The sequence below is a fragment of the Leptospira ainlahdjerensis genome (assembly GCF_016919175.1).
Classification (GTDB): Bacteria; Spirochaetota; Leptospiria; order Leptospirales; family Leptospiraceae; genus Leptospira; species Leptospira ainlahdjerensis.
Genome location: NZ_JAFFPU010000075.1, coordinates 132,316 through 157,183, shown reverse-complemented (window position 1 = coordinate 157,183; position 24,868 = coordinate 132,316). Strand labels below are relative to the sequence as shown.

The window sequence follows — 24,868 nt, the reverse complement described above, 5'->3', positions numbered from 1 at the left end:
TCCTTCTTTCAATCGGCGATACACATAGCAAGAGCCGGATATTTGTTCAGATACCAGTTTCCCCAAGAGTAGGCTTTCCCTTTGTTGTTCATGTGGGTTCCACCTCCAAAGATCGAAATTTGCCAAGCTCCCCAAGAATTTCCACCAGTGGAAAGTGTAAGATCCGATGGAGCTAACGTGATTCCATTTGCAGCAATAGCGGTAATCGTGTTGGTGGAAGTCCAATACCTTTGATATTTATCATTCGGCATACCGGGAAAGCTGGAACTCGGCACGGCTTCGTTTCCTAAGGAGCCTTCGTATATGAGAATCGACATTTGTTCGCTGAGTGTCGGAAGTCTCCAGGTTTTTTTACCTGCGAAACCGGCTCCTGCGTTGTTTAGGTTGAGCTGTAAACAATACGCTAAAGAATCATTCCAGGTAAGATCTAAGATTCCGGAACCCGTATTGAGTCCGATCAGCGTTGCATGATAAGCATCGACCGTATCTTGAACGCAGGTTGCGCCGGACCATACATACGTTGGAGCACAGGTTTTCCAATACTTTCCATTCAAGGTGTCGGGCGTGACTCGATCGTTTGTATAAGCTCCTAACGTTGTAGGTGTTCCTAAACCATACGGAGTCGCGGCATTGAATTCGGCGTCCTGGCCCGAAGTTGCACAGGCACTTGCGTTTCCGGAAGAATCATAACAGGTAGCCTGAAGAGTTCTTGAGATTAAAGTAGAATTTGTTTCCACAAAAGAGCGGTAATCGAGTTTGATTTTGTTTGCGGACACAAAGGCGCCCGTTACCGTGTTTCCGGCTTTATCCTTGAAGTTAGAGTCGTTGAATTGAAGATAAAATCTGTGCCATTCCGGTAATTTGCTGTTTAGGCTTACGGTATAAGTAAGCCCGTCGGTTGACCAAGCACCGGTCATAGTCGGCCAAGCGATCTGTGGATTTCCGCTCACACCGCTGTCGTGATGTTCCGGAAGTGGGGTTACACTTTTGTCCATTGCTTCGCTAAAAACCAGAGAAAACGTGTTTTGATCCACGCTCAAATTGGTAGTATTGTTTGCCGGAGAGGCGGAACTTACGGTAGGGGCCGTATTGTCCACAGTAAGAGTTCTCGAATTGCTTCCTACGTTGCTACCAGAAGTTGTAAGGCAAATCCGAACTGTATTCGCTCCGACGGCTAAAGAGGAACCGGGAATCGTAGAAGTAATCTCTGTTGCCGCCGCGGCGCTTCCGGTGATGGCAGGGGAAAGAGCCGTTCCATTTGTGCCGGCAGCGCAGTTGGTTCCACCTAGTCGAAACTCGTAGTTTCCTGCGATATCGGATTCCCATTTGATAACACTGCTGTCCACACTACGAAGATCGACTTTCGAAACGGAATTTACGGTGATGGTAGGATTTCCCACAGCAACCACGTATTGGCTTGTGCTTACGGCGCTTTTATTCCCCGCCTTATCGATCGCGATTACCTTTACATCGGTTGTGGCGTTGTTTGGAACTGCAAACGCCGCAGAATAGACGGTAGAGCCGGCAGGGGCGGTTCCATCGGAGTTGATCGTCGGGTTGCTTCCGTCGTTTCTATAAGTCATTGCAAGACAGCCTGCGGATCCCGTATCCGAGCAAGTAAGAGTAATATTCGGAATAGAGGCTCCGTAAGTTCCGGCGGCAGGAGAAAACGCGATGGTAGGAGCGGAGTCGTCTCGGACCGCGCTGATACTTTTCATATCCCAATTCGCAGAGCCGTCGGCGCTTTTCAAGCAGAGTTTAACGGCATTGGTTCCGGCCGCAAGATCACTTGCTTGGATTCGATTTGTGATCGATGTGGACGCTGTAACTGTAGAACTTGTATTCACGGTTCCATCGCTACAGTTTGTCGCACCAATGCGGAGATCATATTGCCCGTTCATATCGGAGGACCAAGAAATATCGTAATAAGAGATCGTTCCTGCGACTCCGGTTCCGCTCACATACAACGTTGTTGCGGAAGAGTAGGTTATGGAACCTGTAGGAGCCACGGGTGTGAGCGCTGGCGCTGACGTTCCGGTGGAAGAATCTCCTCCGGGAAAAGAAATACTCGAACTTGGGAGATAAAAAAAGTTCATTCCTTTCTTACCGTCTCCCGGCAAACAATTGAGAAGGACGAAAAATAAACCTAGGCAAAGGCTAAGAATATATAAAACGCGAGTTTCTTTTTTAATTTTCGCATGTTGTTTCTTTCTTTGTTCGATCATGAGAAGATCCTCCACAACATTTACATCCGCAAAATTTGAGTGATGTGAAGTTAATTTACTCTTTTTTTTTGCTTAATACGTCACTGAATATAATAAAGGAATTAGCCGCTTATAAATAAGGGAAACACGTGCAAAAAGAGTATTTCGTTTGGTTTGAATAGGGCAAAGTCATTGAAAAAGTTTTGAATTCTGCTTCAAGTCTGTGTGGAAAATATGTTTTTCTAATCTTCGCTTTTGGGATTCAAGATCAGAAAGAATTTTATGTTTAGAGCCTATTTCTGCAGGTTTCTTTTTCTTACGGAAAGGAATCGGGGAAATTGCGGGCTTCCCAAATTTTTTTGCAAGCCTATTGAGTTATTATTCAATAACTTTTCCTATAAATCAGTAAGTTTTCACGTTTCCGTTTTTTCGGACATTATTTTGGCATTTTTTGGTTGGGTACTCGTATCAATTAAAGATCGGAAAAAGAGACTTTTATTTTTTTTGGGAAGTGACGATTTATAATTCTCAAGAATATAAAAAAAATGAGCAAACGCTCGGAATCCCTTTGTTACCAAAATATCTGGTAAAAATACAAATAAATAACTACTTAAGGATTCGGATGTGGAAGAGGTTAAATACTACTCTTTAGCTGCGATGCTCTATTTTATCATCGCGGCATTTGGACTATTTAAAAGGGATCGGAACAAAAGGTTCAGTACATCGGTACTGTTTTTTTTGATGGCCTCTCTCTTTTGGTCGTTTACGGCTACTATTTTTATCACTGAGTTTGCTCTTGCGAAAAAGCTGGCTCAGTATTTATACGCTTTTTTCTCCGTAACGGTGATATTCTTTTTTATGAATCTTACCATGACGGCGAAGAATGGGAATTCTCAAATCGCCGAAGGGGACTTTTCCGCGCTGAGAAAGTTGCTTCTGCGCAGCTTTGCGGCGACCGCCGCGATCGTCGTAGTATGGGATTTACTGGATGAATTTAAGATTCCTAACTTGTCGGAAATGATTTCCCTGGGGAGTTTTTTGTTCTTTGCGTATTTGCTTTTTCAGGTTTTGGTTCCGTTGCGTTCCTCGGAAAATCGTGGAAATGTCTTCAAAATTCTTCCAGCGATCAGCGTATTGCTCGTGATCAAATTGACCGAAGTGATTCGATATTTCGAAGGCGCTAAGATCATCGAACCGATTAACACGATCAATTATTACTTTCTAATTCTTTCTCCGATCATTTTGAGCGAATTTATTCCGATAGTCGCCGATCTTCAAAGGGCAAACGAGGAATTCTCAAAAGGAAACTTGGGTACGAGAGACTTGAGTTTGGAGAAGAATTTCGAACAAAGGGATTCCAATTTAGAAAAAAGATCTCTTTTAGAAGACTTGAATATAGAAAAAGTCGAAAGCAAGTTGAACGAGTTGATGCAAAACGAAAAAATCCATCTCGATGAAGAACTCAGACTTCCTTCTTTGGCTTCTGAAATGGGCCTTTCCGTACATCATTTGTCAGCTTTTTTAAACGAACACATGGGGATGAATTTCAATTCGTTTATCAATCACCACCGAGTCAAGGAAGCAAAAGTGATGCTTCTGGACGAACCCGATCGATCGATTCTTTCCATCGGAATGGCTGTAGGTTTTAGTTCTTCTTCGGCATTTCACAGGGCATTTTTGAAAGAGACAAAAAAATCTCCGAAGGCATTTCGAGAAGAACATCTTACGAATTATAAAAACAAAGAAGATGAAATGGGAGATCTGGATTCCAGATACTCTCATTCTATCTAAGATGATTCGATTCACGTTCTTCTTTGATTTATAGGATCAAAGGAGAATGTGAAAAATATCGATTCCCACGATTCTTCAAGTCTATTTTTTCAGAGCGGGTTTTATTCAAAATTCTCTCTGAAAAAATAGGAGTGGTGTGGATTCTAAATAAATTTTTCTTTCCCATAAGAAAGACGATTTTGAAAATGAAAAAGAATTCAAAAACCCATGAAGTATCTTATCTATAAGTTAAACGATTTGAAAGAGAAGTAATCGAAAGCATGAGGCGAATCTCATTTTATAATTTTGCACTATTCTTATCGCTTTTGAGCGCTTTGACAGCCTGCGCTCAAGCGGATCGTTTTTCTCTGGACGGTCCCAATGGCGCTTTGATTACATTGGTTCAGGAAGTTGCGGAGACCGCTTCGATTTCTTCCGCTTCTGTGATTACTCCCGGTTTTCAATTCAGTGGAACCGTACAAGGTTTGAAGTCCGGCACCGTTCAGATTCAGTTGAACGACGAAATTCTTCCCGTCTCCGCCAATGGAGGATTTCAATTTGCAAATCGTGTTCTTCAAAATAAAACGTATCAATTGAGGGTGAATTCTTCCGCTCCCAATCATTCTTGTAAAATTTATTCCGATACGACTGAAAATCCCTCCGGAAGCGTCGTCTCCGACGTTTCGAATCTTGTGGTCTATTGTTCTACGGTTTTGATCAACGGAAAAATTCCGGGTGAGACGATCGAAATCAAGGAGGACGGAACCGCCTTGAATTTCGATGTTTCTCTCAGCGGACCGACCGGCCCCAACGATCCGGTTGCTCACGTCGGCCTTTCCACAAGCGCGACTATCGATCATTTTAGCCCGGGGCCGGAGAATTATGATATGAACTTTGCAAATCCGGATTCTATTTCTGTGATTGCGAGCGATTTGACTCCGACCGGAGCTTCGGATTATTTTGATCAAATCTATACTTTGAACGTGGCCGTTACCCCTTCCAATCTTGCCGTTTCTTTTAACCTAAAGATTCTCAATAATGACAAGAAGATCGGATCTATTTCGAGGGCCGCCGCTGGAAACATGCAGTATGGCGGGAGTCACTTGGGTATTTTCGGAGGTGATGCGGCTTGCAGTGGGGAAGTCGGTTTTATTTCTAAGGTGCTCGCCGGGGTTGCGATACGGATTCCGGGAAATGCGGCGGCATGGCCGATCGCTAAGAATACGAAATACTACCGCGCGGATAACAATGCGTTCATCGCAACTTCCGACAATAACGGTTTGATCCCCTATAACACTCTTTACAATAGCACGGGAAATCCGCCCGCCGATTTCTGGTCCGGTTTTAATACGGATTGGACGATCAGCGCAAATAACTGCAACGATTGGGCGGACAACACTTCCGGAAACGGACTTGCGGGCGACGCGTCGACTTTGATTCCTTGCACAACCGGATTTAAACGTTATCTTTGCATCGAACAGTGATTTCACCGAGATCCTAAACTTTTCGTAAAGTAAGTTTCGCTTTTCGGACCGAAAAGATAAATTCTTATTTTAGAATATGATGGAAATGAAATGGAGTTTGAAATCTGTGGGTTCGACTGAATTCCGGATTTAGATTTCGTTTTTATCCGATTTTTTTTGTAAACGCTGGGGATTTCATATTTTATCCAAAGGACCGCGAGGATGACTCGCAGATTTATTTGAGCCAGGTTCCCTATCAATGATCGGCTTTTCGAAAGATTAAGAATTTTCCCGCAGATCTATTTGAAATCGCAACCAAATTTAGATAAGCTCGTAATTGGAATGCGGTAGTTCCCGCAGTTTTTCATAACTTTTGCGGTTTGTAGACTTTCGATCGGACTTCTCATTGTTCAATTCTGATTGGAGTTCCTACATTTTTGAAACTCAGTGTTTCGCTTTAATTGGCGCTTGACAGGTTTTGGACAAGTTCAGAGCCAACGACTGAAATTCCTCTTTTGAAAAACCGGTATTGTGAGAGTTCCTACATCGAAGGACTTGAGGCCCGGTCCTACGCTTTTTCCGGTCAAACGGTTTGTCGAAACAGGAACGTTCGTTTCTGATTTTGGATTTTAGGGCGAACCAAATTCTACTCTTTTTCGCCGCGAAGGAAGGTGATTTCGTCTAACGTTTTCGGTTCCTTCCGATGATCGAGTAGAGTCCTTTTGCGACGCTCTGAATCGTTCTCGTCATCACACCTTTGAGTTTGATCTTCAAAAATAATTCTAAGATCAATTCCCGGAGCGCAAGATCGAAGGGAAGATTGTAGTTCTTCCAATCGATCACAAATTGAAACGGATAACTCTGCTCGGGTTTATCGTTGGAGTTCGGTGCAAAGTGTATCAGAGTTCCTTCAACGGAAGTTTGATCTTCGTTGATATGTTTGAATTCCACGTAGATTTGAACTCTGTTTTTGAGAAAAGGAAGGGGAATCACTTGAAGACCCGCGAGTTCGGACCAGGTGATGTCGCTTAACGATAGAAAACCCCTCGTTTCTCCGGCCAAAACGCCGATTCTAAGGGTTCCTCTTTTTCCGAGTCTGCAGGAGCCGCTTTTGGTTCGAAAGAGTAGTTCCAACGGAGAACCCGAATCCATGTAGCCGCCTTCGATTGCGATATCCCGGAGTTGAATCGAATAAGTTGGAGTTAGGGTTTTATCTACGATCGATATCGATCCGTTTTCTATTTTCATATTTTGGAATATGATTCTTCCACGTTTAGGCATGAGTCCTATTTTTTTGTGAGGACTGACGATGTTGGTATAATCCATGTGGAAGTTTCGAAAGTAAGAGGACGGAATTCTCAACTTGCCTTTGAATAAGGAAAAAAAATCGATCTGAAAGTTCAGGGAGGAAATTCTCGTGTAAACCTGATCGGTTTTAAGAATCCCCGGAAATTCTATCGTAAAGTTTTTGGAAAGGACGTAAAAAACCGGAAGAAGAATTCCCGAAGAAGACCACTTGAATTTGAAATGCCGAAACGAAAAAAAGTTAACGAGCAACTGAATGACCGGACCCGACATCAAGAACTGAAGTCCGGCGTAGAGGATCAAAAGATAGAACGACGTTTCCCAGACCCAGTTCATCGTAAAGGTTTTCCGGGAAACAAGGATCTGATCTGTAGGAAACGATTCTGCTTCAAAAGATGGATTTACTTCTTTTTCTCAAGAATTCGATTTTCGATATTCTTCTTATCCATCGAAGATATCTCGAGTTCTTTTGCTAAATCGTCTAAAAATTCTCTTTCTTTTTTTGTAAGAGCGCCGTCCATCGAAACGATGACACAAGCATCTTCGTAAAAACCTGCGGCCATGATCGGATTTCCTTCCGAAAAGTTTCGGATCGTTTTTACGGGAAGAGGATTTTCAAACACATCGGATAGTTCGCTGATGATGGAAGTTTTTTCGCCTTGGTGATCAAAGAAGATACAACCTTCCTCAAAAAGAGCTTTTACCATCTGACCAACGAGACTTCCTTCTTTCTGATGAAAGATTCCGTCCGCCATGCAGGAATAAGACCAAACACTGACGAGGACCTTGGCATAATTCATCTTCAGTTGAAAGATTTCTTGTTCGGGGTCTAATTCTTCTCTGAACTTTTCATAGAATTCATGCCCCGGCAGGACTTTGCTTGCAAGGGATGAAAGATTCTCCATTGGCATCGGGAGTTCCTCCAGGTTTTCAGAAAATTCTATCCTAACCATTGGATTTGCAATGAAAATCTGAAAAGAAAGACGTTGATTTTGACCTAAATTTTAAGAACCTGACTTTTGTGAACTCTTCTCTTCAAAGAATCCCAAGAAAGATTCTAGTTACATCGGCGCTTCCCTATGCGAACGGCCCGATTCACTTAGGGCACGTGTTGGAAGGCATTCAGACGGATATCTGGGTTCGTTTTCAAAAAGCCAATGGAAACGAATGTTATTTTTTCTGTGCGGACGATACACACGGCACTCCGGTAATGCTCGCGGCCCGCAAGGAAGGAATTACTCCTGAACAGCTGATCGAAAGGGTTCAAAAGGAACATTACAGAGATCTGAGCGCCTTCGAAGTTCAATATGATAATTATTATTCCACAAACTCCGAAGAGAACAAGGTTATCTCGGAAAAAATTTATTTAGAACTCAAAAAGAAAGGACATATCGCAAAAAAAGGAATCGAACAATCCTATTGCGAACACGATCAGATGTTTCTTCCTGATCGTTTTATCAAAGGCACTTGTCCGAATTGTAAGTCCAAGGATCAATACGGAGACAACTGCGAAGTCTGCGGCAAAACTTACAGTCCGAAAGATTTGATCGATTCCCACTGCGCTCTGTGCGGAACCGCTCCGGTTCTTAAGAATTCGGATCATATCTTTTTTAAATTGGAAGACTTCCAAAAATTCTTAAAAGAATGGATCGAAGCGGGAAATCACGTAACCGAAGGCGTGCAAAAAAAATTGAAAGAATGGTTCGAAGCCGGCCTGCAACAGTGGGATATATCGAGAGACGGACCTTATTTCGGTTTCGAAATTCCGGAAGAGAAGAATAAATACTTTTATGTTTGGCTCGACGCTCCAATCGGCTACATGGCTTCTTCCTTAAAATTCTTTCAAGGAGATTGGAAAAAATTCGATTCTTTTTGGAAGGATGAAAACGCGGAGATCGTTCACTTTATCGGAAAAGATATATTATACTTTCATGCTTTGTTTTGGCCGGCGATGTTACACGGGAGCGGATACCAAACTCCGAAGAATGTTCACGTTCACGGTTTTATCACCGTCAACGGAGAAAAAATGTCCAAGTCCCGCGGAACGTTTATCAACGCGAGTACTTATACAAAGTATCTGGATCCGGAACACCTCCGGTTTTATCTCGCGGGAAAATTGAGTCCAGGGATGGACGACCTGGATCTTTCCTTTGATGATTACGCAGCCCGAGTGAATTCCGATCTTATCGGAAACTTGGTCAATCTTGTTTCCAGAATTTCCACGAGCATCTTGGATCAGTTGGATCGAACGTTAGGAACCCTTCCGAAAGAAGGGAAAGAATTGTTAAACGAATTGCTCAATCAAACGATCAAATCCGGAACCGGAGAACAATCCGTCCAAGATATTATAAAAAACGCATACGAACAAAAAAACTACGCGAGAGTGATGAGAGAAATCACTCGTCTGGGAGATACGGTAAACCGTTATGTGAACGACAACGCTCCTTGGAAATTGATCAAGGAGAATCCGGAAAAGACCCGAGAAGTCGTAACGACCGTTTTGAACGCGAGTCGAATTCTTGCAGTTTATTTGTATCCGGTCGTTCCGAAAGTTTCCGAAAAAATCTACGCTTTGCTCGGATTGAAAGAAACTCCGAAGTTCAAAGACTTAACAAATTTTAAGGCATTAGAAAATACGAAAGTGAATCCGTACGAGATGATCACAAAACGTGTGGATGAAAAGGCGATCAACGCAATGTTAGAAGAAAACAAACAATCCGTAACGGAACATTCCAAAAAAGAAGAAGAAGCAAAGGCTGCAAACGCCGCGCCCGAGGAAAGGCTCGAGATTTCGATCGATGATCTCGCAAAAGTCGAGTTGAGAGTCGGTCAAATCGTAGAAGCAAGTCCGGTCGAAGGCGCCGACAAACTCGTAAATGTAAAAGTGGATCTCGGAGAACTCGGAATCAAAAACGTCTTCGCCGGAATTAAAGTCGCTTATCAACCGGAAGCTCTGAAAGGTCTAAAAGTTGTGGTTGTGGCGAATCTCAAACCGAGAAAGATGAAGTTCGGAATTTCGGAAGCGATGCTCCTTGCTTCCGGTGAAGGAGAATCGTTGAGTTTGTTCGTTCCTCACAAGGACGCAAAACCCGGTGATAAATTGAAATAAAAAAGGGGATCATCCGTGATCGTTCTTAATTTCCGCATATCTTTGCCATACGTTGAAGAATAGCAAAGGAATGAGAACAACCCTTGGGGAAGTTTTGTGGGAATTCCCACAAAGGGAGAGAGGAGACTTTTTACTTGCAAAATTATGATTTTCTGATAGAGAAAAGTTCCCCGAGTTTTCCCGCCACCCACCCCTCCACCCAAAGTCAGGGTGGGGCGCGCGATTTTTACGGAAGGATCGTCGTATCTCCTACAGGATTTATTCCGGGATTCTCATTTGTTGGATAGAATTCGGTTTCTTTCTGGAGTCGGCTTTCATTCGGAGACAAGAGATTTTCTTTCGAGATCCTTTGTCGGACCAAATAAATCGGTATCAAAAAAAGATTTACAAAATGGATACGGCTCTTTTGAGAAATCGGACTCAGAGTCGATTGAACCTACGGGAATGGAATTTATTTTTAGGAATTTAGATGCCCTTACAATTAGATATCTCTTATAGTTTTCAAAGACTTCTGGAAAAAAGTAAGAACGTCGGTGGTCGTCTGGTTTCTCGTCAACTTACTCACATCGTAGATTCGTTCATTCTTTCCAAGTTTGAAACTTCCGGGGTTGAGTTTAAATCCGGGGATGAAATCTGTCTGGTGGCGATGGGTGGTTATGGACGGATGGAAATGGCCCCGCATTCCGATATCGATCTTTTGTATCTTCACAACGGAATCAAAGAAGAAAAACTCGCCGCTCTTATCTCCAAGATCAACACTTATCTTTACGATTCCGGAAAAGAGGTTGGACATTCCTGTAGAACGATCAAGGAATGCTTTCAATATCTCGACGATATGTCTTCGTATCATGCCTTTTTGGACGCGCGTTTTCTTGCGGGATCGCGCGCGCTCTTTGAAAAATTCAAAACTGACTTTTTGGAAAAACTTCCTGAAAAAAGAACGAAAAGTTATAACCAAACGAAAGAAGAAATTCTTTCCTCACGCTTTCTCAAAGAAGAACGTCCGATTTTGTTAAGCGAACCGAATCTTAAAACCGACCTTTGCGGTCTTCGGGACATTCAATATATGTTTTGGATGGAGAAGTCGGTTCGAAATCTTCCGTCGTTAGGCGGTCTTTCGATTCTTCCGGTTTTTCAAAGAGGAGAGATCCAACTTTTGCAGGAAGCTTACGACTTTCTTTTGAGAACTCGGATTTCGATGCACGTGATCACATCCAGAAAAACGGATCGGCTTGATCTCAATCTTCAGCAAGAAGTCGCTGAATATTTGGGCTTCGGTAAAAAAAACGAACTTTCCTCTGTGGAAAAGTTTATGTACGTTTTATACGGACATCAGAAAAATATCTACTTCATCATTCGTACTTATTTGGACTCGATCATCGAAAAAAGAAAGAGCTCGGAAGGGGAAAGTTTTCCTTACGAGGATCTTCATTTTTTTAAAATCGGTAAAACGGTTTTTCCGCCCGTAATCGGAACCTTGTTTACGAACCCTCATACGCTTTACCGAGACGTTATGATCTCTTTTCGGATGATACAAGAAAAGAATCTTCAGGTTTCCGGAACTCTTCTCAACGAATTTCGTTTCGCTTCCAACTTTTTGGACGACGACTTTAAATATTCGCCGGAGGTGAACGAAGAATTCCTTAAAATTTTAAGAACTCCTTCTCAGAGAGGAAGGGTTTTGAAGCTCATGCACGAGTCGGGGGTACTGGGGGCGATTCTTCCCGAGTTCGGGGCTTGTACAAATTTTCCTCTCTTTAGCTATCATCACGAGTTTACCGTCGACGAACACACACTTTTGATCTTGCACGAATTGGATCTTCTCGATAAGGGAGAATTTCAAGAAGTAGAAGTGCAAAAGGCGTACGAAGAATGCTCTAAGATAGAACTCCTCGCATTAGCAATTTTGTTACACGACGCGGGAAAGGTGAAGGAAGGAGATCATTCTCAATATGGAGCGGAGCTCGTTTCTTCAGTCGGGGATCGCCTGGGTCTAAACGAAGAAGATCGCGACCTATGTCGTTTCCTTGTGGAAAAACACACTCTTATGTCGGAGTTGAGTTCGAAGAGAGATATCGGAGATCCGAAGTTGGTCTTTGATTTTGCGAGAACTGTAGGTAATAGAGAAAGATTAAGAAAACTCTATATTCTTACTGTAATAGATACCAAATCTGTCGGTTCCGGCGTTCTTACAAATTGGAAAAGTTCCATCTTGAATACACTATATCAAAACACGATTCCGTATCTAATCAGCGATTCCAGCGGAAATTTCGGAGAAGTCGGACCCGATCGAGACGTTGAGCTTGAGAATTTAAAAAAATACCTGATGGGGAAAGAAGGTTTGGAAGAGGAGATCTCCAAATCCATCGTCCAGTTTGCGAACGAAGTTACTCCTTCTTCGTATTTGAATACGATTTCCAATCGTAAAATATTAAAAAACTTTAAATCGATCGGAACTCTCGCTCAGGATGCTGGCAGAGGATTGATTTTCGACGCTGAACAGGATCCTGCTTTTGTAACGATCGATGTCGTAACCGTCAACCAACCCGAAATTCTTTTGGATCTTTCCTGTGCCGTTTCTTCCGAAGGACTCAGTCTTTTGGGGATGAAAAGTTATACTCTTGGAGAATACTGGATTACCTCGATTCAAGTCACGGATTCTACGGGCGGGGGAAATCTTCCTCCCGAAAAAATGGATCGGATCGAGGCCAAGCTGAAGGCGATTGCCTCCGGCGATCTAAAAAGAGAAAGTATCGCCTTTCAGAGAGCCGATTGGAATCCAAGAAAACCGACGCCTGAAAGTATAGTGAACAGATCCGTTATGTTTTATAACTCCGATCTTCCGGACGTTACAATCATGGAAGTGAGAATGCCCGACGTGGTCGGTTTGGTTTATAGGATGCTTCAAATCATTCTTCGTCTCGATTTGAAGGTCAGATATCTGAGAGTTTCGACTAGCGCAGATTATGCGTATGATTCTTTTTATATCCAGACGAGCAACGGAACGAAACTGGAAGACCAGGAAGTCTTGTCAAAGCTGAAAGATAAAATTCTCACCATACAACTTTCTGAACAAATGTTGGATGAAATTTCGATCTGAATTCGATTTTGTTTTTCTGGATGGTTTTCGATTCAAAAATTCCGAAATCGAGCACGTTAGCTCTTCTCTGACTCGCTTCTTTTTTCGCTCGCTTGGAAACGAGGGCGGCGTTATACTTTCCTAAAATCTATATTTTAAAAAAGTATAAACCGTCAATTTTTTTAGTTAGAAGAATTTAGTGAATGAGGAGATAATACTTTGAATAATACATCTATCAACCCGGGGCTTGCACCTTTTGATATTTCCGACTATAAAGGAAATCGGGGAAAGAATTTTTACGAAGAAGACAGAGTATTGCAAACCTTGGTTGAAAAATATTCCCAAGGTTATGACCCTACCCACAAAAAAGCGATGCAGGATCATCTCCTCGGTTACGGCGCTCTTGTAGGAGGAATCCTAGACGAGCTTACGGAAGCTTCTCATAAAGAAGGCAAATACGGAGAGGTTGTTAAATACGATCGAACCGGTAATCGTATCGATCAAATCGTTTATTCCAACGAACAAAAACAATCCAGAAAGATTTCCTATGATTACGGGATCGTAAATTTAAATTATCATTCTTCCTGGAAACATCCTTTTACGGATCTTCATCGATATGCGTTAGCTTATCTTGCCAATCAAAACGGAGAAGGTGGAGTGACCTGTCCTCTCGCAATGACCGAAGGAATGATCAAGGTTTTGGAATCGATCGGAACTCCCGAACAAAAAGGGAAATATTTACCGTTGGTCGCCGGAGAGGGGAGTGATTCTCATTTTATGGCCGGTCAATATGTGACAGAGAGGGTCGGCGGTTCCAATGTAAGCGCGAACCGAACCATTGCGAGAAAAAAGGAGAATGGAAAGTGGATTCTTACGGGAGAAAAATGGTTCTGTTCCAATCCCGGTGACCTTTGGGTAACAACCGCAAGAGTGGAAGACACGAATACGATCGGACTTTTTTTGGTTCCGAGAATCAAAGAAGACGGTACATTAAACGGACATCATATTCTTCGTAAAAAAGATATCATCGGATCCAGAGGAAAACTCACCGTTGAAATCATCTATGACGGAGTCGAAGCGGAAGCATTGGGTAGACCCTCGCACGGGATTTCGAATCTGATCAAATATGTGATCGGGATTTCAAGACTGCACGTCTCTCTCGCCGCTTCCGGAATTTCGAGAAGAGCTTGGATGGAAGCCTACGAGTACTCAAAGTTTCGCTCCGCATACGGAAGCAAAATTTTAGAATTCCCCTCCTTGCTAAAACAACTCAGCGATCAAAGATTGAAACACACGGCCATGTTGACTTCCGTTTTTAGGCATTATCATACGCCTGAAAATTTAAGATTGGCTGGAGAAGTTTTGGCTCCTCTTTTGAAATACAAATGTTCCGCGACATCAACGGAGATCACATACAATTCGATTTTGGTCTTGGGAGGAAACGGAATCGTAGGGGATTTTTCAGCACTTCCTAGACTTCATAACGATTCCATCATCAACGAAACTTGGGAAGGGACCCACTTATTGTTAAGCGAACACGTTCTGAGGGGATTTAAAAGAGAGAAAGTGGCAAACGCATTTTTCAAATACGTGGAAGAGTTAACCGATACGACGACTGAAGCTTCTGAAACGATTCGTACCAAGTCCGGTCTTTTGAAAGGATTCTTAGAAAAATCCGGTGCGGAAGAACTGGATCTCAATCGAATTTATATTTCCGATTTGGCTTTTGAAATTTTCGCGTTAGCTTCTCTTTGTGATGCGTCCGGAAAAAAAGCGTCGAGCGCTCAAAGGGATCTTTCGTCCTTCCGAGACGGATATTTGGATCTTGTAAGTTCTTCTCAGAGTTTTGCGAAACAAGGTAGTTTTTCGGGGGATCCTGAAAAATTGAAATCGGTGATTCACTACTGAGGTTTTCTAAAGAAATCTCGTAGCCTTCTTCTGTAGGAAATAGTTTACGAGTGGGGGAGTTCCCGCAAAGTTTGCCTTGAAAACGAAGAGCCCTTTTGTTACCGAGGGATTCATCGTCTTTCTCTGCAAAAGTGGGGAGTTCCCGCAAAGTTTGCCTCGAAAACGAAAAGGTCTTTCGTTAACGAGGGATTCGTCTTTCTCTGAAAAAGCGGGGAGTTCCCGCAAAGTTTGCCTTGAAAACGAAGAGCCCTTTTGTTACCGAGGGATTCATCGTCTTTCTCTGCAAAAGTGGGGGAGTTCCCGCAAAGTTTGCCTCGAAAACGAAAAGGTCTTTTGTTAACGAGGGATTCGTCTTTCTCTGAAAAAGCGGGGAGTTCCCGCAAAACTCACCTTCAAAACAAAACGATCCTCACATCGGCAAAGCCGGACGAAAGAAAATCTTTCTCGGTCTAAGGAATCGCTCAAATCGGAAGGATTCTTTCGTTCAAAACCAACTCTTCCGCTTGTAGGATCTCCAACGGATAGGAATAAAAATAACCTTGGCCGAAGTCACAATTGAGTTCCTGTAAAAGATTGTGTTGGATTTCATTCTCCACTCCCTCCACGATGATCGCCTTTCCCATTGCCTGAACAAGATTGACCAAAGAAGTGATAATCGTCCTTGTGGAAGTCTGGAAATAATTAAAAAGAAAAATCTTATCAAGTTTGATATAGTCGATCGGAAGATGGATCAATCTTCCCAAAGAGGAATAACCTTTTCCGAAATCGTCGAGTGCGAATTTAAAACCGTGATCTCGCAACGAGTTTACCACGTTCCCAATTTGAGTTTCGCAAGAATCGAAAGAATTTTCAATGATTTCCAGAATGATACGATCCGGTTGAATCTTATAATAAGCGCTCGCTTCCTTAAGAAGCGGGACGATATTCTTATCCCCCAATTGTTTCGGCGAAATGTTCAGAGAAAGGGATATATTTTTGGATTCTAAGATTGAATTTTCGTAGTATCGAAACGTTTCCCAGATCATCCATTCTCCGATTGTTTTGATAAAACTGGAATTCTCCGCGATCGCGATAAAACTTCCCGGAAGGAGTTTTCCTTTTTGCGGATGATTCCAACGAACCAGAGTTTCCATCGAAAAAATTCGATTCTCTCTCATATTCATAATGGGCTGAAAGTGAATTTCGAGCTCGTTTCGGTTTAATACTTTCCGAAGATCGATTTCAATCTTCGCCTTTTCCGAAGTCGCGGAAATCGCATTTCGATCATAATAAAAATGAGAATTTGGTCCGATCAGAAAAGAACGGTGTAGGGATTCCTTTAGAATTCGGATCGCATTCAGATCGCTTCCGGATTCCGATTTGAAACGCGAGTAGCCAATATTGACGTTGAGATGAAATTCCCTTTCTCCGTAAGAAAAAGGAAAATTAAAAAGTACGACGATACAATCGCAAAACCACTCGGCTTCGGGTTCCGAATTGATTTGCGCGCAGGAAATCAAAAAGTTATCTCCGTCGAGTTTAAAAACCGAATCCTTTGGATTGAGATACTTTTTTAATCTCTCCGCGACTTTTATGGACATCGAATCAAAATAAGAATTCTCCTCCTGCAAAGCGACAGCGTCCGGATTGGAGAAAGAAACTAAAAATACGAAATGTCCTTCCGCGTTCCGGGGATTTTGAGAAACGAGTTCTTGAAACCGTTTCAAAAAGAAATTCTTATTCGGAAGATTTGTGACCTTGTCGAAGTCATTCGAATCGAATTCCTTTTTTGGAAGAATTGAAATTTCCGGTCTAAAACGGATCATATAAGAATGCCCTAAATCATGGACCGTCCACTGAAGCTTTAAATTGGATTCGTTTACGAAGGATGGAAATTCAATTTCATTCTCTTCTAAAACCGAAGGCATCTCAAATTCTTTTTCCCAAGTTTTTTGGGAGCGTAAGATCGGAATAAAATTTTCAAACAGAATTCGAAAACAAGGCGCCGACCAGTATTTTTGAAATTTAGAATTGGAATAGATCGTTTTCCAGTCCCGATCCAGAACCACAATTCCTTCGATCGATTGATCGGAGAAATACAACAAGGACTTTTGTAAGGAAGGAGAAATGTTCTCCATTTGTGGATCCATGTTTAGCATTTTATCGTTAAAAGATTATAATGAAATACGTACTATAAATCAAAATATTCGCTATTATAAGTTTGCACTTTTAGGAATTGCTTTCGTTTTGATGACTTATCGAATCAAATTTTATTTTGAAAGGAAGGAACGAATTATTTTCTTCTTTAGAAAAAAAAATCTTTCCTTGAATGCGGACTTAAGATTTGCTCTGTAATCCGTCGAAAATCCCGCTTTCTGATCTTTGGGCTCCGAGGCTGATTCTTCCGCGTTCAATTGAAAAACTCTCATACGAATTTCAAATTCGAAATCGATCGCGAAATTTTTTAAGGGAAACCTTAGATTTTCATTCGAATATTTCTTTGCTATGGGGTTGACCACGATTGGACATCGAATTTTATAAAAATCAACATGTCGAACTTCTCGATCGTTTGAGCAAAATTGAAAACAGATTGGAATCTGAAATTTCTGAAAGTATTGAAATCTTGTTACACGAACTGGCCGGTTTATCGGCGCGATTGATTCTTCATATAAGTATGGAGGAGAATTTTGTTTTTCCCAGATGGAAGGATTTGATTCTAAAAAAGGAACGCGCCTTTCAGGAAGAATATCTCAAAAAAGCGACGGACTTTAAGATCGCCTTCAAAGAATACAATAGTAAATGGTCGCTTCCGTCTTCGATTCTTCAACGCGAGTCGGAATTTCGAAAGGAAACGAGAAGGTTGATCGTTTCCTTACGAATGATTGTGAAAAGAGAAGAAGCCGAAATCTATTCTATTTTAGAAAAAGAATCCGATTCTAATTAAAGCTTCTCACAAGACCAAAAAAAGCCGCTTCTGATACTCGGCAAGCTCGTAAAAACGCTGGAGTTCCCGCAAAATGCCTCTTTTGAACGGCTTATGAACTTTCAAATAGCCTTTTTCATTCTTAAACTTTTATTGGAGTTCCTACATTCTGAAGGTTTTGGGACAAAATCTTAACGTTTTCCCATCCATTCGATACAATTTTCTAACATTCTTCGGATTTCCTTTTTTTCTTTATACAAAGGTGATCCGTGTCCCGGAAGAATTCGTTCAAAAGAATATTCTTTCAGTTTTTCCATGGACTTTTTTTGTTCCTCCCAAGAATACCAACAGGCATCTCGAAACGCGATCAACCGATCCTTTTTGGGATCGTAAGCAAGATGATCTCCGGTAAAAAGAACTTCTTCCCGATACAGCAGGACGGAGTGACCTTTTGTGTGACCGGGGGTCGGAATGATTCTTACGTCCTCGGCGAAATCTAAGATTTCATTTCCTTCGAGTACGAGCTCTGCGTTTGGAACGGCGTGCCGATCTCCTTCGTGGATGATCCTTTCACATCCGAAGGCCTTTCTAAATTTTTCGTGATCCGCTACGTCGTCTTGGTGTGTCATGAAATGATATCGGATTCCTCCGAGTCTTTCGATCTTTTCGGCCAGGGAAGGAACAAATCGGGGAGAATCGATTAAGATATTGCCTTCCCCTCTTTGGATCAAATAGGAAAAGGCTCCGAAAGAATCTTTTGAATGGTATCCGCAGTAATAGACATTTCCTTCGATTTTATTGGGGAAACTTTCTTTGGCCTCTTGAAGATCCATTCTCTTTTCCGTTCCGATCGAGGTCGTCGGGCAGGCGAGAAGTGCTCTTTGAGCCGAAATCATTTCCCAGTCCGTTTCCGGTTGTTTCCATACGAACGAAGCCCCGTTTTTTTCGGAGAATGTGGAAGGTGCGATGATTCTGCACGTTTCACAATCGATACAGGAAGAATCCACGTAGAAGTTGCCGTTCGGATTCTCCTTTCTCCTTTTTGTCAGATGGGCCATGTTTTTTAGACTTGGGACTTTCTCCGATTCCAGAATCTCTTCCCCGAATTTGTTTTGAAAGCGGGAATCCGATCCCTTTCCCGTTTTGGGATTGTTACAAAAAATTCAAGGCCCTTGTCCATGTAATCAAAATGAAACATTTCTCTCATCTAATTGTAATCTAAATGAAATATAAATTCCCTCAGGATTACAAAAAATACGAACGGAGAACGGATTTATTACATTCGGATATCTTACAGTGAAAATAAAAGAAAAGAATCATAAAGTTAGGCTTACATTATTACAAATCGGATTTCAGATTTTTGGATTTTTTGCTCTTTCTCAGACCTCCCTTTTCGCTCAAGAGAAGAACGCACCCGCCGCGGACACAATCAATCAGCAGGAAAAGTCCGCAGTTCCGAGTTCGGCTTCGGATTCTTCCAAACCTCAAGAAAAACCAAAAAAGGAATTTTACGAAGACAACGATTCCGGTTTGATTTATACAAAGCCAGGACCAAATCGAACCAAAATCGATTCTCCGGAAAGGATCAGTTTTCCGGATCGCAAAGAGATGCAACTTCCAAATCACTTCAAGCACAGACCTGAAAATCTAAACGAAGAAAAGTTGGTGATCGCCGCAAGGACTCAATTCCGCGGTGTGAGCGGGGATCGACAATCCCCTTTTTCCGGAAACGAAGACTTCAATACGGCGGATGCGAATTTCAGAAGACTACGTCTCGGTTTCTTTTACCAAGGCGCGAAGTGGTGGGGATTTGCGACTCAGCTTCGTTTGGAAAACGCACTCAATAGCCAGTTCTTAAAGGTTACAAAAGACAAAACCTCGGGCGATGTTCAGGAAGTTGCCTTGAATGACGCTCGCGGATTCATTCATGAAGCCGTGGTTTGGGTGAACATTCCGATTCTAAGCTCGCGTCTGACCTTGGGTCAAATCAACGTTCCTTTTAACAGAGAATACATTCAAAGTTCCGCGAACTTTATTTCCTTGGAAAGATCGCTCGTCACAAACGTCCTTCCTCAGTTTGATTTGGGTGCGATGATCGCGATCCATCCCTTGGAAGCGCTCGATAAAAAATATACGAGATATTTATCTCTTCACGGTTTTGTCGGCAACGGTCACGGAGGCGGCGGAGATTACGGTTATGGAAGAAGACAAGACAATACGGCGGCGCGTCAGAATCTTCCTCAGCTCCTCGCTCCTATTTTTTATGGAAGAGCTCAATACAACGTCTTCGGTGGTCTGATCAAAAAAGAAAAGGACATCGGTTGGCTGGAAGGGGATGAGATCTTTCAAAACGATCCTAAACTTTCTTTCGGCGCTGCCTTTGCACAAACAACCCAAGTCAAAACTTCTCAACCGGTTCCGATCGAATTTTTATATAAAGATCAAGCTCCTACAAAGTTAATTCTTCAACAAACAACTCCTACGAACGGAATCGATCCTACAGGTCTTCGTTCCGATTATCTCGCCGATGCTTCGATTACTACTCCGGGAAGACCGAATCTTGGGATCGTCGGTCATACATACGACATGACCTTTACTTGGAAGGGATTTTATCTCAACGGAGCTTGGAGTAAGTTTTCAGGTTCCGCCGCCAATCAAGTGATGGGATATCACGGAATGATCGGTTATAATTTTCATCTCTGGGATTCGAAATATATCATGCCCGTGATCAAGGTTGAATTCTTAAAAGGCGATTGGAACCAAAATAAAACTTTCGAACCGGGGGAAGCCTACTACGTCTATTGGGCGGGAATCAACCTGTTAGGGGATTATCACCTTTTTAAGGTTCAACTTTTTTATCAATATATGCATTCGAACTCCGCTAAGAATTATTTCCTGCATACGTCAGACAATCGGGATTCGAGAACGGTCTATCTTCAGTTCCAAGCGAACTTCTGGACCGGAACTACTTCCCCTGAAAACGTTTCCGGAGGAGCGATCTACAGACAGGATTATTGATCGAGTTTGGAATCCCTTACGAAAAGGGCCTGATCGAAAAGTTTGAGAATCGAGTTTATTTCGACGTTTCCGCTCTTCGAACAGAAAAACGAATAAGCCTGGTTGATCGTGAAGCCGTCGATCAGGTATCGAAACATCACGTAGATTTCTTCAGTGTCAAAATTCGGATTTAGCAGATTCAATTTTTGGGCGAGTTTGATGCTTCTTCGATGATATCTCTGATACAAACGGTTGTAATAATCGGTTTTTTTCTGCAGTTTTTCTTTTGTAAGAATTTCGTTCGTCAGAAATTGATAACAGACTCGATTGAGTTCTTTTTTGGAATGTATATCCAAAAGAATCGGTTTTAGATACTGGTCCCGAATCGCGACGGAACTCGTACACTTTTGAAAGAGGGATTGTGTGATCTCCAAGTCCTTTCTCGCCGCGTAGTCGATAAGAATGTAGATGAGATCGTCCTTGCTGTCGAAGTGTTCGTAAAAAGTCCCTTTTGCAAAACCCGCTTGAGCGGTGATGTCTTCCACTCTTGCCTCATGAAAGCCCTTGCTTCCAAAAACGGAAAGAGTCGCTTCTAAAAGTTTTTCCTTTGTCTCGAAGGATTTTTTGGATTCTTTTTTAGAAGCGGAAGAAGAAAACGAAAACCCGAGAAATGTCCTTTTTCTCGGGCGGATTTTCGATTCTTCTCGGGAAGATGGTTTCAAGGTTTTACTTCTTCTTACCGTTTTTCTTTGAGAATTTAGAACCGAGTTCGTGAAATACCGAAAGTGTCACAGGAACATAGAGAAGACTTCCTAACGTTCCAAAGCCCAATCCCCAACCCAAGGCCAAGGTCATCGGAATCAATACGGGATCGGAACCGCCGAGGCTGTAAGCGGTCGGGAGAAGACCCGCGACTGTGGTAAGAGTTGTGAGAAGAATCGGTCTGAATCTTCTTTGACTCGCTTCGATAAGGATTTCGTCCATGCTCGCTTTCGATCCCTTTTGAATCGAATCGATACAGTCTACAAGGACGATCGACGCGTTTACAAGAACTCCCGCTAATCCGATGATTCCGATCATCGCGAGGAAGCTGATCGATTTTCCGGAAAGAGGAAATCCGATTACGATTCCTATGATTCCTAATGGAATCGTACTTAAGATTAGGATCGGTTTCCAAAAACTTCGGATCGTAAGTGCGAGAATCCCGAAAATTCCGAAGATCGCGATGATTCCCGCTTTTCCCAGGGAAGCCATCGATCTCTGTGTGTCTTTTTCTTCTCCACCGAAGGATATGGAAATGCCGGGATATTGTCTTTCGATCAAAGGTTTGAATTCGTCCGCGACCTTTTGATTCGCGTCGTGAGCCGTGATTTGATCTATCTTCACGTCGCCGTTGACCGTGATGGCTCTTTCGAAGTCTTTGTGAGCGAGGAGTTCAGGAGATTCTATCAAATCCATACGCGAGATTTTCGCGAGATGGGTTATGTTTCCGGCTTTGTTGCGGAGCGGGATCGATTTGATCTCGTTCGGATTTTTTCGAAAGTCACGATCGTAAACGACTCTCAGATAAATTTTGGTTCTTCCTTTCCGAATCGAACCGGCTCTTTCTCCGTCGTAAGCCGCGCGAAGTCCGTTTGCTGCCGCAAGAGTGGAAACTCCCGTAAAACTTTCCAAGCCTTCGTCCAATTGGATGTACATTTGTTTGCGGCCGAATCGATAATCGTCTCGAACCGAAAAGACTCCCGGAATTGATTTTAAGAATGTCTGAAGTTCGTTGGAAATCTTCTTTAGAGTTTCGTAATCTCTTCCTTGGATCGATATCGTAATCGGGGCTCCGATCGGAGGAGCGTTTCCGAATTCTTCCAAGTAAAGATCGGTGATACCGGGAGTTTTACGAAGTTCCGGTTCGATGGAGCGAAGAATTTCGGAAGCCTTTCGTTCTCTTTTTACTTCCGGCGTGAGATAGATAAGAATCACCGCTAAATTCTCTCCGAATCGAGAGAGGGGATCGTCCGGATCCGTTTGTTGAACTCCGATCTTTGTCGAATAACTTACCAATTCGTCTTTTGGAATTTTCTGAACGATCCCTTCCATATATTTCATCTTCTCCCGCGTCTGAAAGATTCTGGAAGTTGGAGGAAATTCCGCTTTGATCATGATGATCTCTATGTCTTCCTTCGGAAAAAGGATGAAGTCCATTTGAGACATGGCTCCGCAGGATCCAAATACAAGAAGAATGATCACTGCAAACGAAGCCTTTTTGTGTTTGATGTTAAACGAAACGAGTCTCGAGAAGGAACTTTCGAGAGAAATAAAAAAAGAATCCATCTTTTGACGAAATCTACTTTTCACTTTGAGTTGTTCGGGCGTTTTGGCGTAGGCCGCAATTCGAGCCGGTAAAAAGAGGAAAGATTCGATGAGGCTTGCGGTAAGAGCTACGATGACGACTAACGGAATTTCCCAGATAAATTTACCCATGATTCCGGTCATAAAGAGCATAGGAAGAAAGGCCGTTACCGTGGTAAGATAGGATCCGAAGATAGGAACGATCATTTCGACGGTTCCACGAATGGAGGCTGTATGAGAATCGTTCTTCTGATCCAGGTAGGTGTAGATATTTTCCGAAATTACGATGGAATTATCCACGAGCATTCCGAGAGAAATGATCAAGCCCATCATCGAAATCATGTTAAACGAAACGTCGAAAAAGGGAAGAACCGAGAATGTCATCAACATCGAAAGCGGAAGCGAGAGAGAAGTAAGGGTAGCGGTTCTAAAATCTAAGAATAGGAAAAGAATACCGAAGACGATGATGAATCCGATAAGAGCGTTAGACGAAACGACGCTCAGTCGGTTTTTGGTTCTTTTGGCTTCGTCGTTTAATATAAACGTTTTCATCCCGGAAGGATAAGAAGCCGAAAGAGTCTCTAATCTTTTGTGAACGGTATCGGCGACTTCGATTGCATCTGCTCTTTCTTTTTTGATTACTGAAAGAACGAGTCCTTGTTTTCCGTTTGAGATTGCTAAGAAGCGGGGATACTCAAAAGTATCTTCGATTCTTGCGAGATCGCCTAACTTTACTGCGGAAAAAATTTCATTGGTTCTAGTGGGGATTCTCCCGATTTCGGAAGGATTTTTAAATTCTCCATCGATTCTAAGGTCGAAAGAATCTTCAGAATCCACGGATCCTGCCGGAAGATTGATGTTTCTGTTTCTTACTGTATTGACTATATCGGATAAATCTAATGAATACTGCTTTAGCTTATTTGCATTTACTAATATTTGCCATTCTCTGTCTCTTTTTCCAAAAACGTCGACTCTCGCTACTCCGGGAATTTTTTCCAATTCGAGTTCTATAAATTCTGCGGTCGTATGAAGTTCGATTTCGTCTTTTCCTCCGGAAATCGAAAATTCAATAATCGGAAAAGAACCCGATTTTCTTTCAGTCATCTTCGGCTTTTCCGTTACTTGAGGAGGGAATTCCGACATTGCGTTATCCACTGCACGTCGTATTTCATTGAGAACTTTTTCCGGATCTTTTTCTTCCAAACTAACTCTGACGTCGATGTCCGAGACGGAGTTTCTGGAAAAGGAACGGATTTCGTCGATCCCGTCGATTTCCTTGAGTCGTTGTTCAATCGGATAGGTAACCCGAAGTTCGACGTCTGCGGGGGATGCTCCCGGAAACTTTGTAGAAATGACCATCTGTTTCATGTCCACGTTGGGGAATGCGTCTCGGCGAAGGCCTAAGAGAGAAACGACTCCGGAGAGGACAATGAAGACCATTCCGAGATACATAAAAAGGCGGTTTTTGATAAAGGATTCAATGATTGATTTCATAGGTTCTGACTGACTGGTCAGTTTTCCGAGGTGTTCGTTTTACAGTCAAACTTGAAATTGCGGGAACTCCCCAAAAAAAACGGATTCTGGAGAATCCTGTCGGAACCAAGTGGAGCTCTCGAAATCTCAAAGAATTATGTCTCATTCATAAGAGAGAAAAGCTAAAAACGAATCGGAGTTTTCTTTTGAAAACGGGACTTCCCGGGATTCTACTTCTGCCTCCTCAGGGAATTTGCGGGAACTCCCCAAAATCCCTCCTCTTTCACAGGAAAATCCCGAGGCATCCGCGAT

The 24,868-nt window shown here is 42.5% G+C and carries 14 protein-coding genes; 7 read left to right on the top strand and 7 right to left on the bottom strand.

The genetic code is table 11. The annotated features are described in order from the left end of the window. Positions 1-8 precede the first annotated feature (8 nt). On the bottom strand, positions 9-2,096 hold the full coding sequence (locus JWG45_RS19310) for an Lcl domain-containing protein (protein ID WP_205281237.1): 2,088 nt from the start codon (positions 2,094-2,096) through the stop codon (positions 9-11). A 732-nt stretch (positions 2,097-2,828) separates the two neighbouring features. On the opposite strand from JWG45_RS19310, the gene JWG45_RS19305 reads away from it, so the two are divergent. Further along, positions 2,829-3,995, top strand: coding sequence for a helix-turn-helix domain-containing protein (locus JWG45_RS19305; RefSeq protein WP_205281236.1), 1,167 nt, complete (start codon positions 2,829-2,831; stop codon positions 3,993-3,995). A 260-nt stretch (positions 3,996-4,255) separates the two neighbouring features. Beyond that, positions 4,256-5,458: a DUF1554 domain-containing protein gene (locus JWG45_RS19300; protein WP_205281235.1), complete on the top strand. Its 1,203-nt coding sequence runs from the start codon at positions 4,256-4,258 to the stop codon at positions 5,456-5,458. Between the two features lie 660 nt (positions 5,459-6,118). Here JWG45_RS19300 and JWG45_RS19295 read toward each other — a convergent pair. Further along, entirely contained in the window at positions 6,119-7,078 is a 960-nt protein-coding gene (locus JWG45_RS19295; protein WP_205281234.1) for a hypothetical protein, read from the bottom strand. Between the two features lie 65 nt (positions 7,079-7,143). Beyond that, the gene (locus JWG45_RS19290; protein ID WP_408611663.1) at positions 7,144-7,647 is read right to left on the bottom strand and encodes a tellurite resistance TerB family protein; all 504 of its coding nucleotides are present in this window, start codon (positions 7,645-7,647) and stop codon (positions 7,144-7,146) included. 116 nt (positions 7,648-7,763) lie between these two features. Between JWG45_RS19290 and metG the strand changes: the two genes are divergently transcribed. The 3 genes from metG to JWG45_RS19275 all read left to right on the top strand — a co-directional run bounded on the left by metG (position 7,764) and on the right by JWG45_RS19275 (position 14,838). Further along, on the top strand, positions 7,764-9,851 hold the full coding sequence (gene metG / locus JWG45_RS19285; RefSeq protein WP_205281233.1) for a methionine--tRNA ligase: 2,088 nt from the start codon (positions 7,764-7,766) through the stop codon (positions 9,849-9,851). Positions 9,852-10,320: 469 nt separating this feature from the next. Next, positions 10,321-12,951, top strand: a complete 2,631-nt coding sequence (locus tag JWG45_RS19280; protein ID WP_205281232.1) for a [protein-PII] uridylyltransferase family protein — start codon at positions 10,321-10,323, stop codon at positions 12,949-12,951. A gap of 198 nt (positions 12,952-13,149) precedes the next feature. Further along, positions 13,150-14,838, top strand: a complete 1,689-nt coding sequence (locus JWG45_RS19275; RefSeq protein WP_205281231.1) for an acyl-CoA dehydrogenase family protein — start codon at positions 13,150-13,152, stop codon at positions 14,836-14,838. 461 nt (positions 14,839-15,299) lie between these two features. Here JWG45_RS19275 and JWG45_RS19270 read toward each other — a convergent pair whose 3' ends face one another. Further along, positions 15,300-16,967, bottom strand: coding sequence for a GGDEF domain-containing phosphodiesterase (locus JWG45_RS19270; protein WP_205281230.1), 1,668 nt, complete (start codon positions 16,965-16,967; stop codon positions 15,300-15,302). A 371-nt stretch (positions 16,968-17,338) separates the two neighbouring features. On the opposite strand from JWG45_RS19270, the gene JWG45_RS19265 reads away from it, so the two are divergent. Next, positions 17,339-17,761, top strand: a complete 423-nt coding sequence (locus tag JWG45_RS19265) for a hemerythrin HHE cation-binding domain protein (protein ID WP_205281229.1) — start codon at positions 17,339-17,341, stop codon at positions 17,759-17,761. A gap of 170 nt (positions 17,762-17,931) precedes the next feature. Here the strand turns inward: JWG45_RS19265 and JWG45_RS19260 are convergent, their stop codons facing one another. Beyond that, on the bottom strand, positions 17,932-18,798 hold the full coding sequence (locus JWG45_RS19260; protein ID WP_205281228.1) for an MBL fold metallo-hydrolase: 867 nt from the start codon (positions 18,796-18,798) through the stop codon (positions 17,932-17,934). Between the two features lie 244 nt (positions 18,799-19,042). On the opposite strand from JWG45_RS19260, the gene JWG45_RS19255 reads away from it, so the two are divergent. Then, positions 19,043-20,758, top strand: coding sequence for a hypothetical protein (locus tag JWG45_RS19255; RefSeq protein ID WP_205281516.1), 1,716 nt, complete (start codon positions 19,043-19,045; stop codon positions 20,756-20,758). Here JWG45_RS19255 and JWG45_RS19250 read toward each other — a convergent pair. Further along, positions 20,752-21,459: a TetR/AcrR family transcriptional regulator gene (locus JWG45_RS19250; protein ID WP_205281227.1), complete on the bottom strand. Its 708-nt coding sequence runs from the start codon at positions 21,457-21,459 to the stop codon at positions 20,752-20,754. The two genes, JWG45_RS19255 and JWG45_RS19250, sit on opposite strands and share 7 nt — an antisense overlap. 4 nt (positions 21,460-21,463) lie before the next feature. After that, positions 21,464-24,577 carry an efflux RND transporter permease subunit gene (locus JWG45_RS19245; RefSeq protein ID WP_205281226.1) on the bottom strand — a complete coding sequence of 1,038 codons (3,114 nt, stop codon included), beginning with the start codon at positions 24,575-24,577 and terminating at the stop codon, positions 21,464-21,466. Positions 24,578-24,868 lie beyond the last annotated feature (291 nt).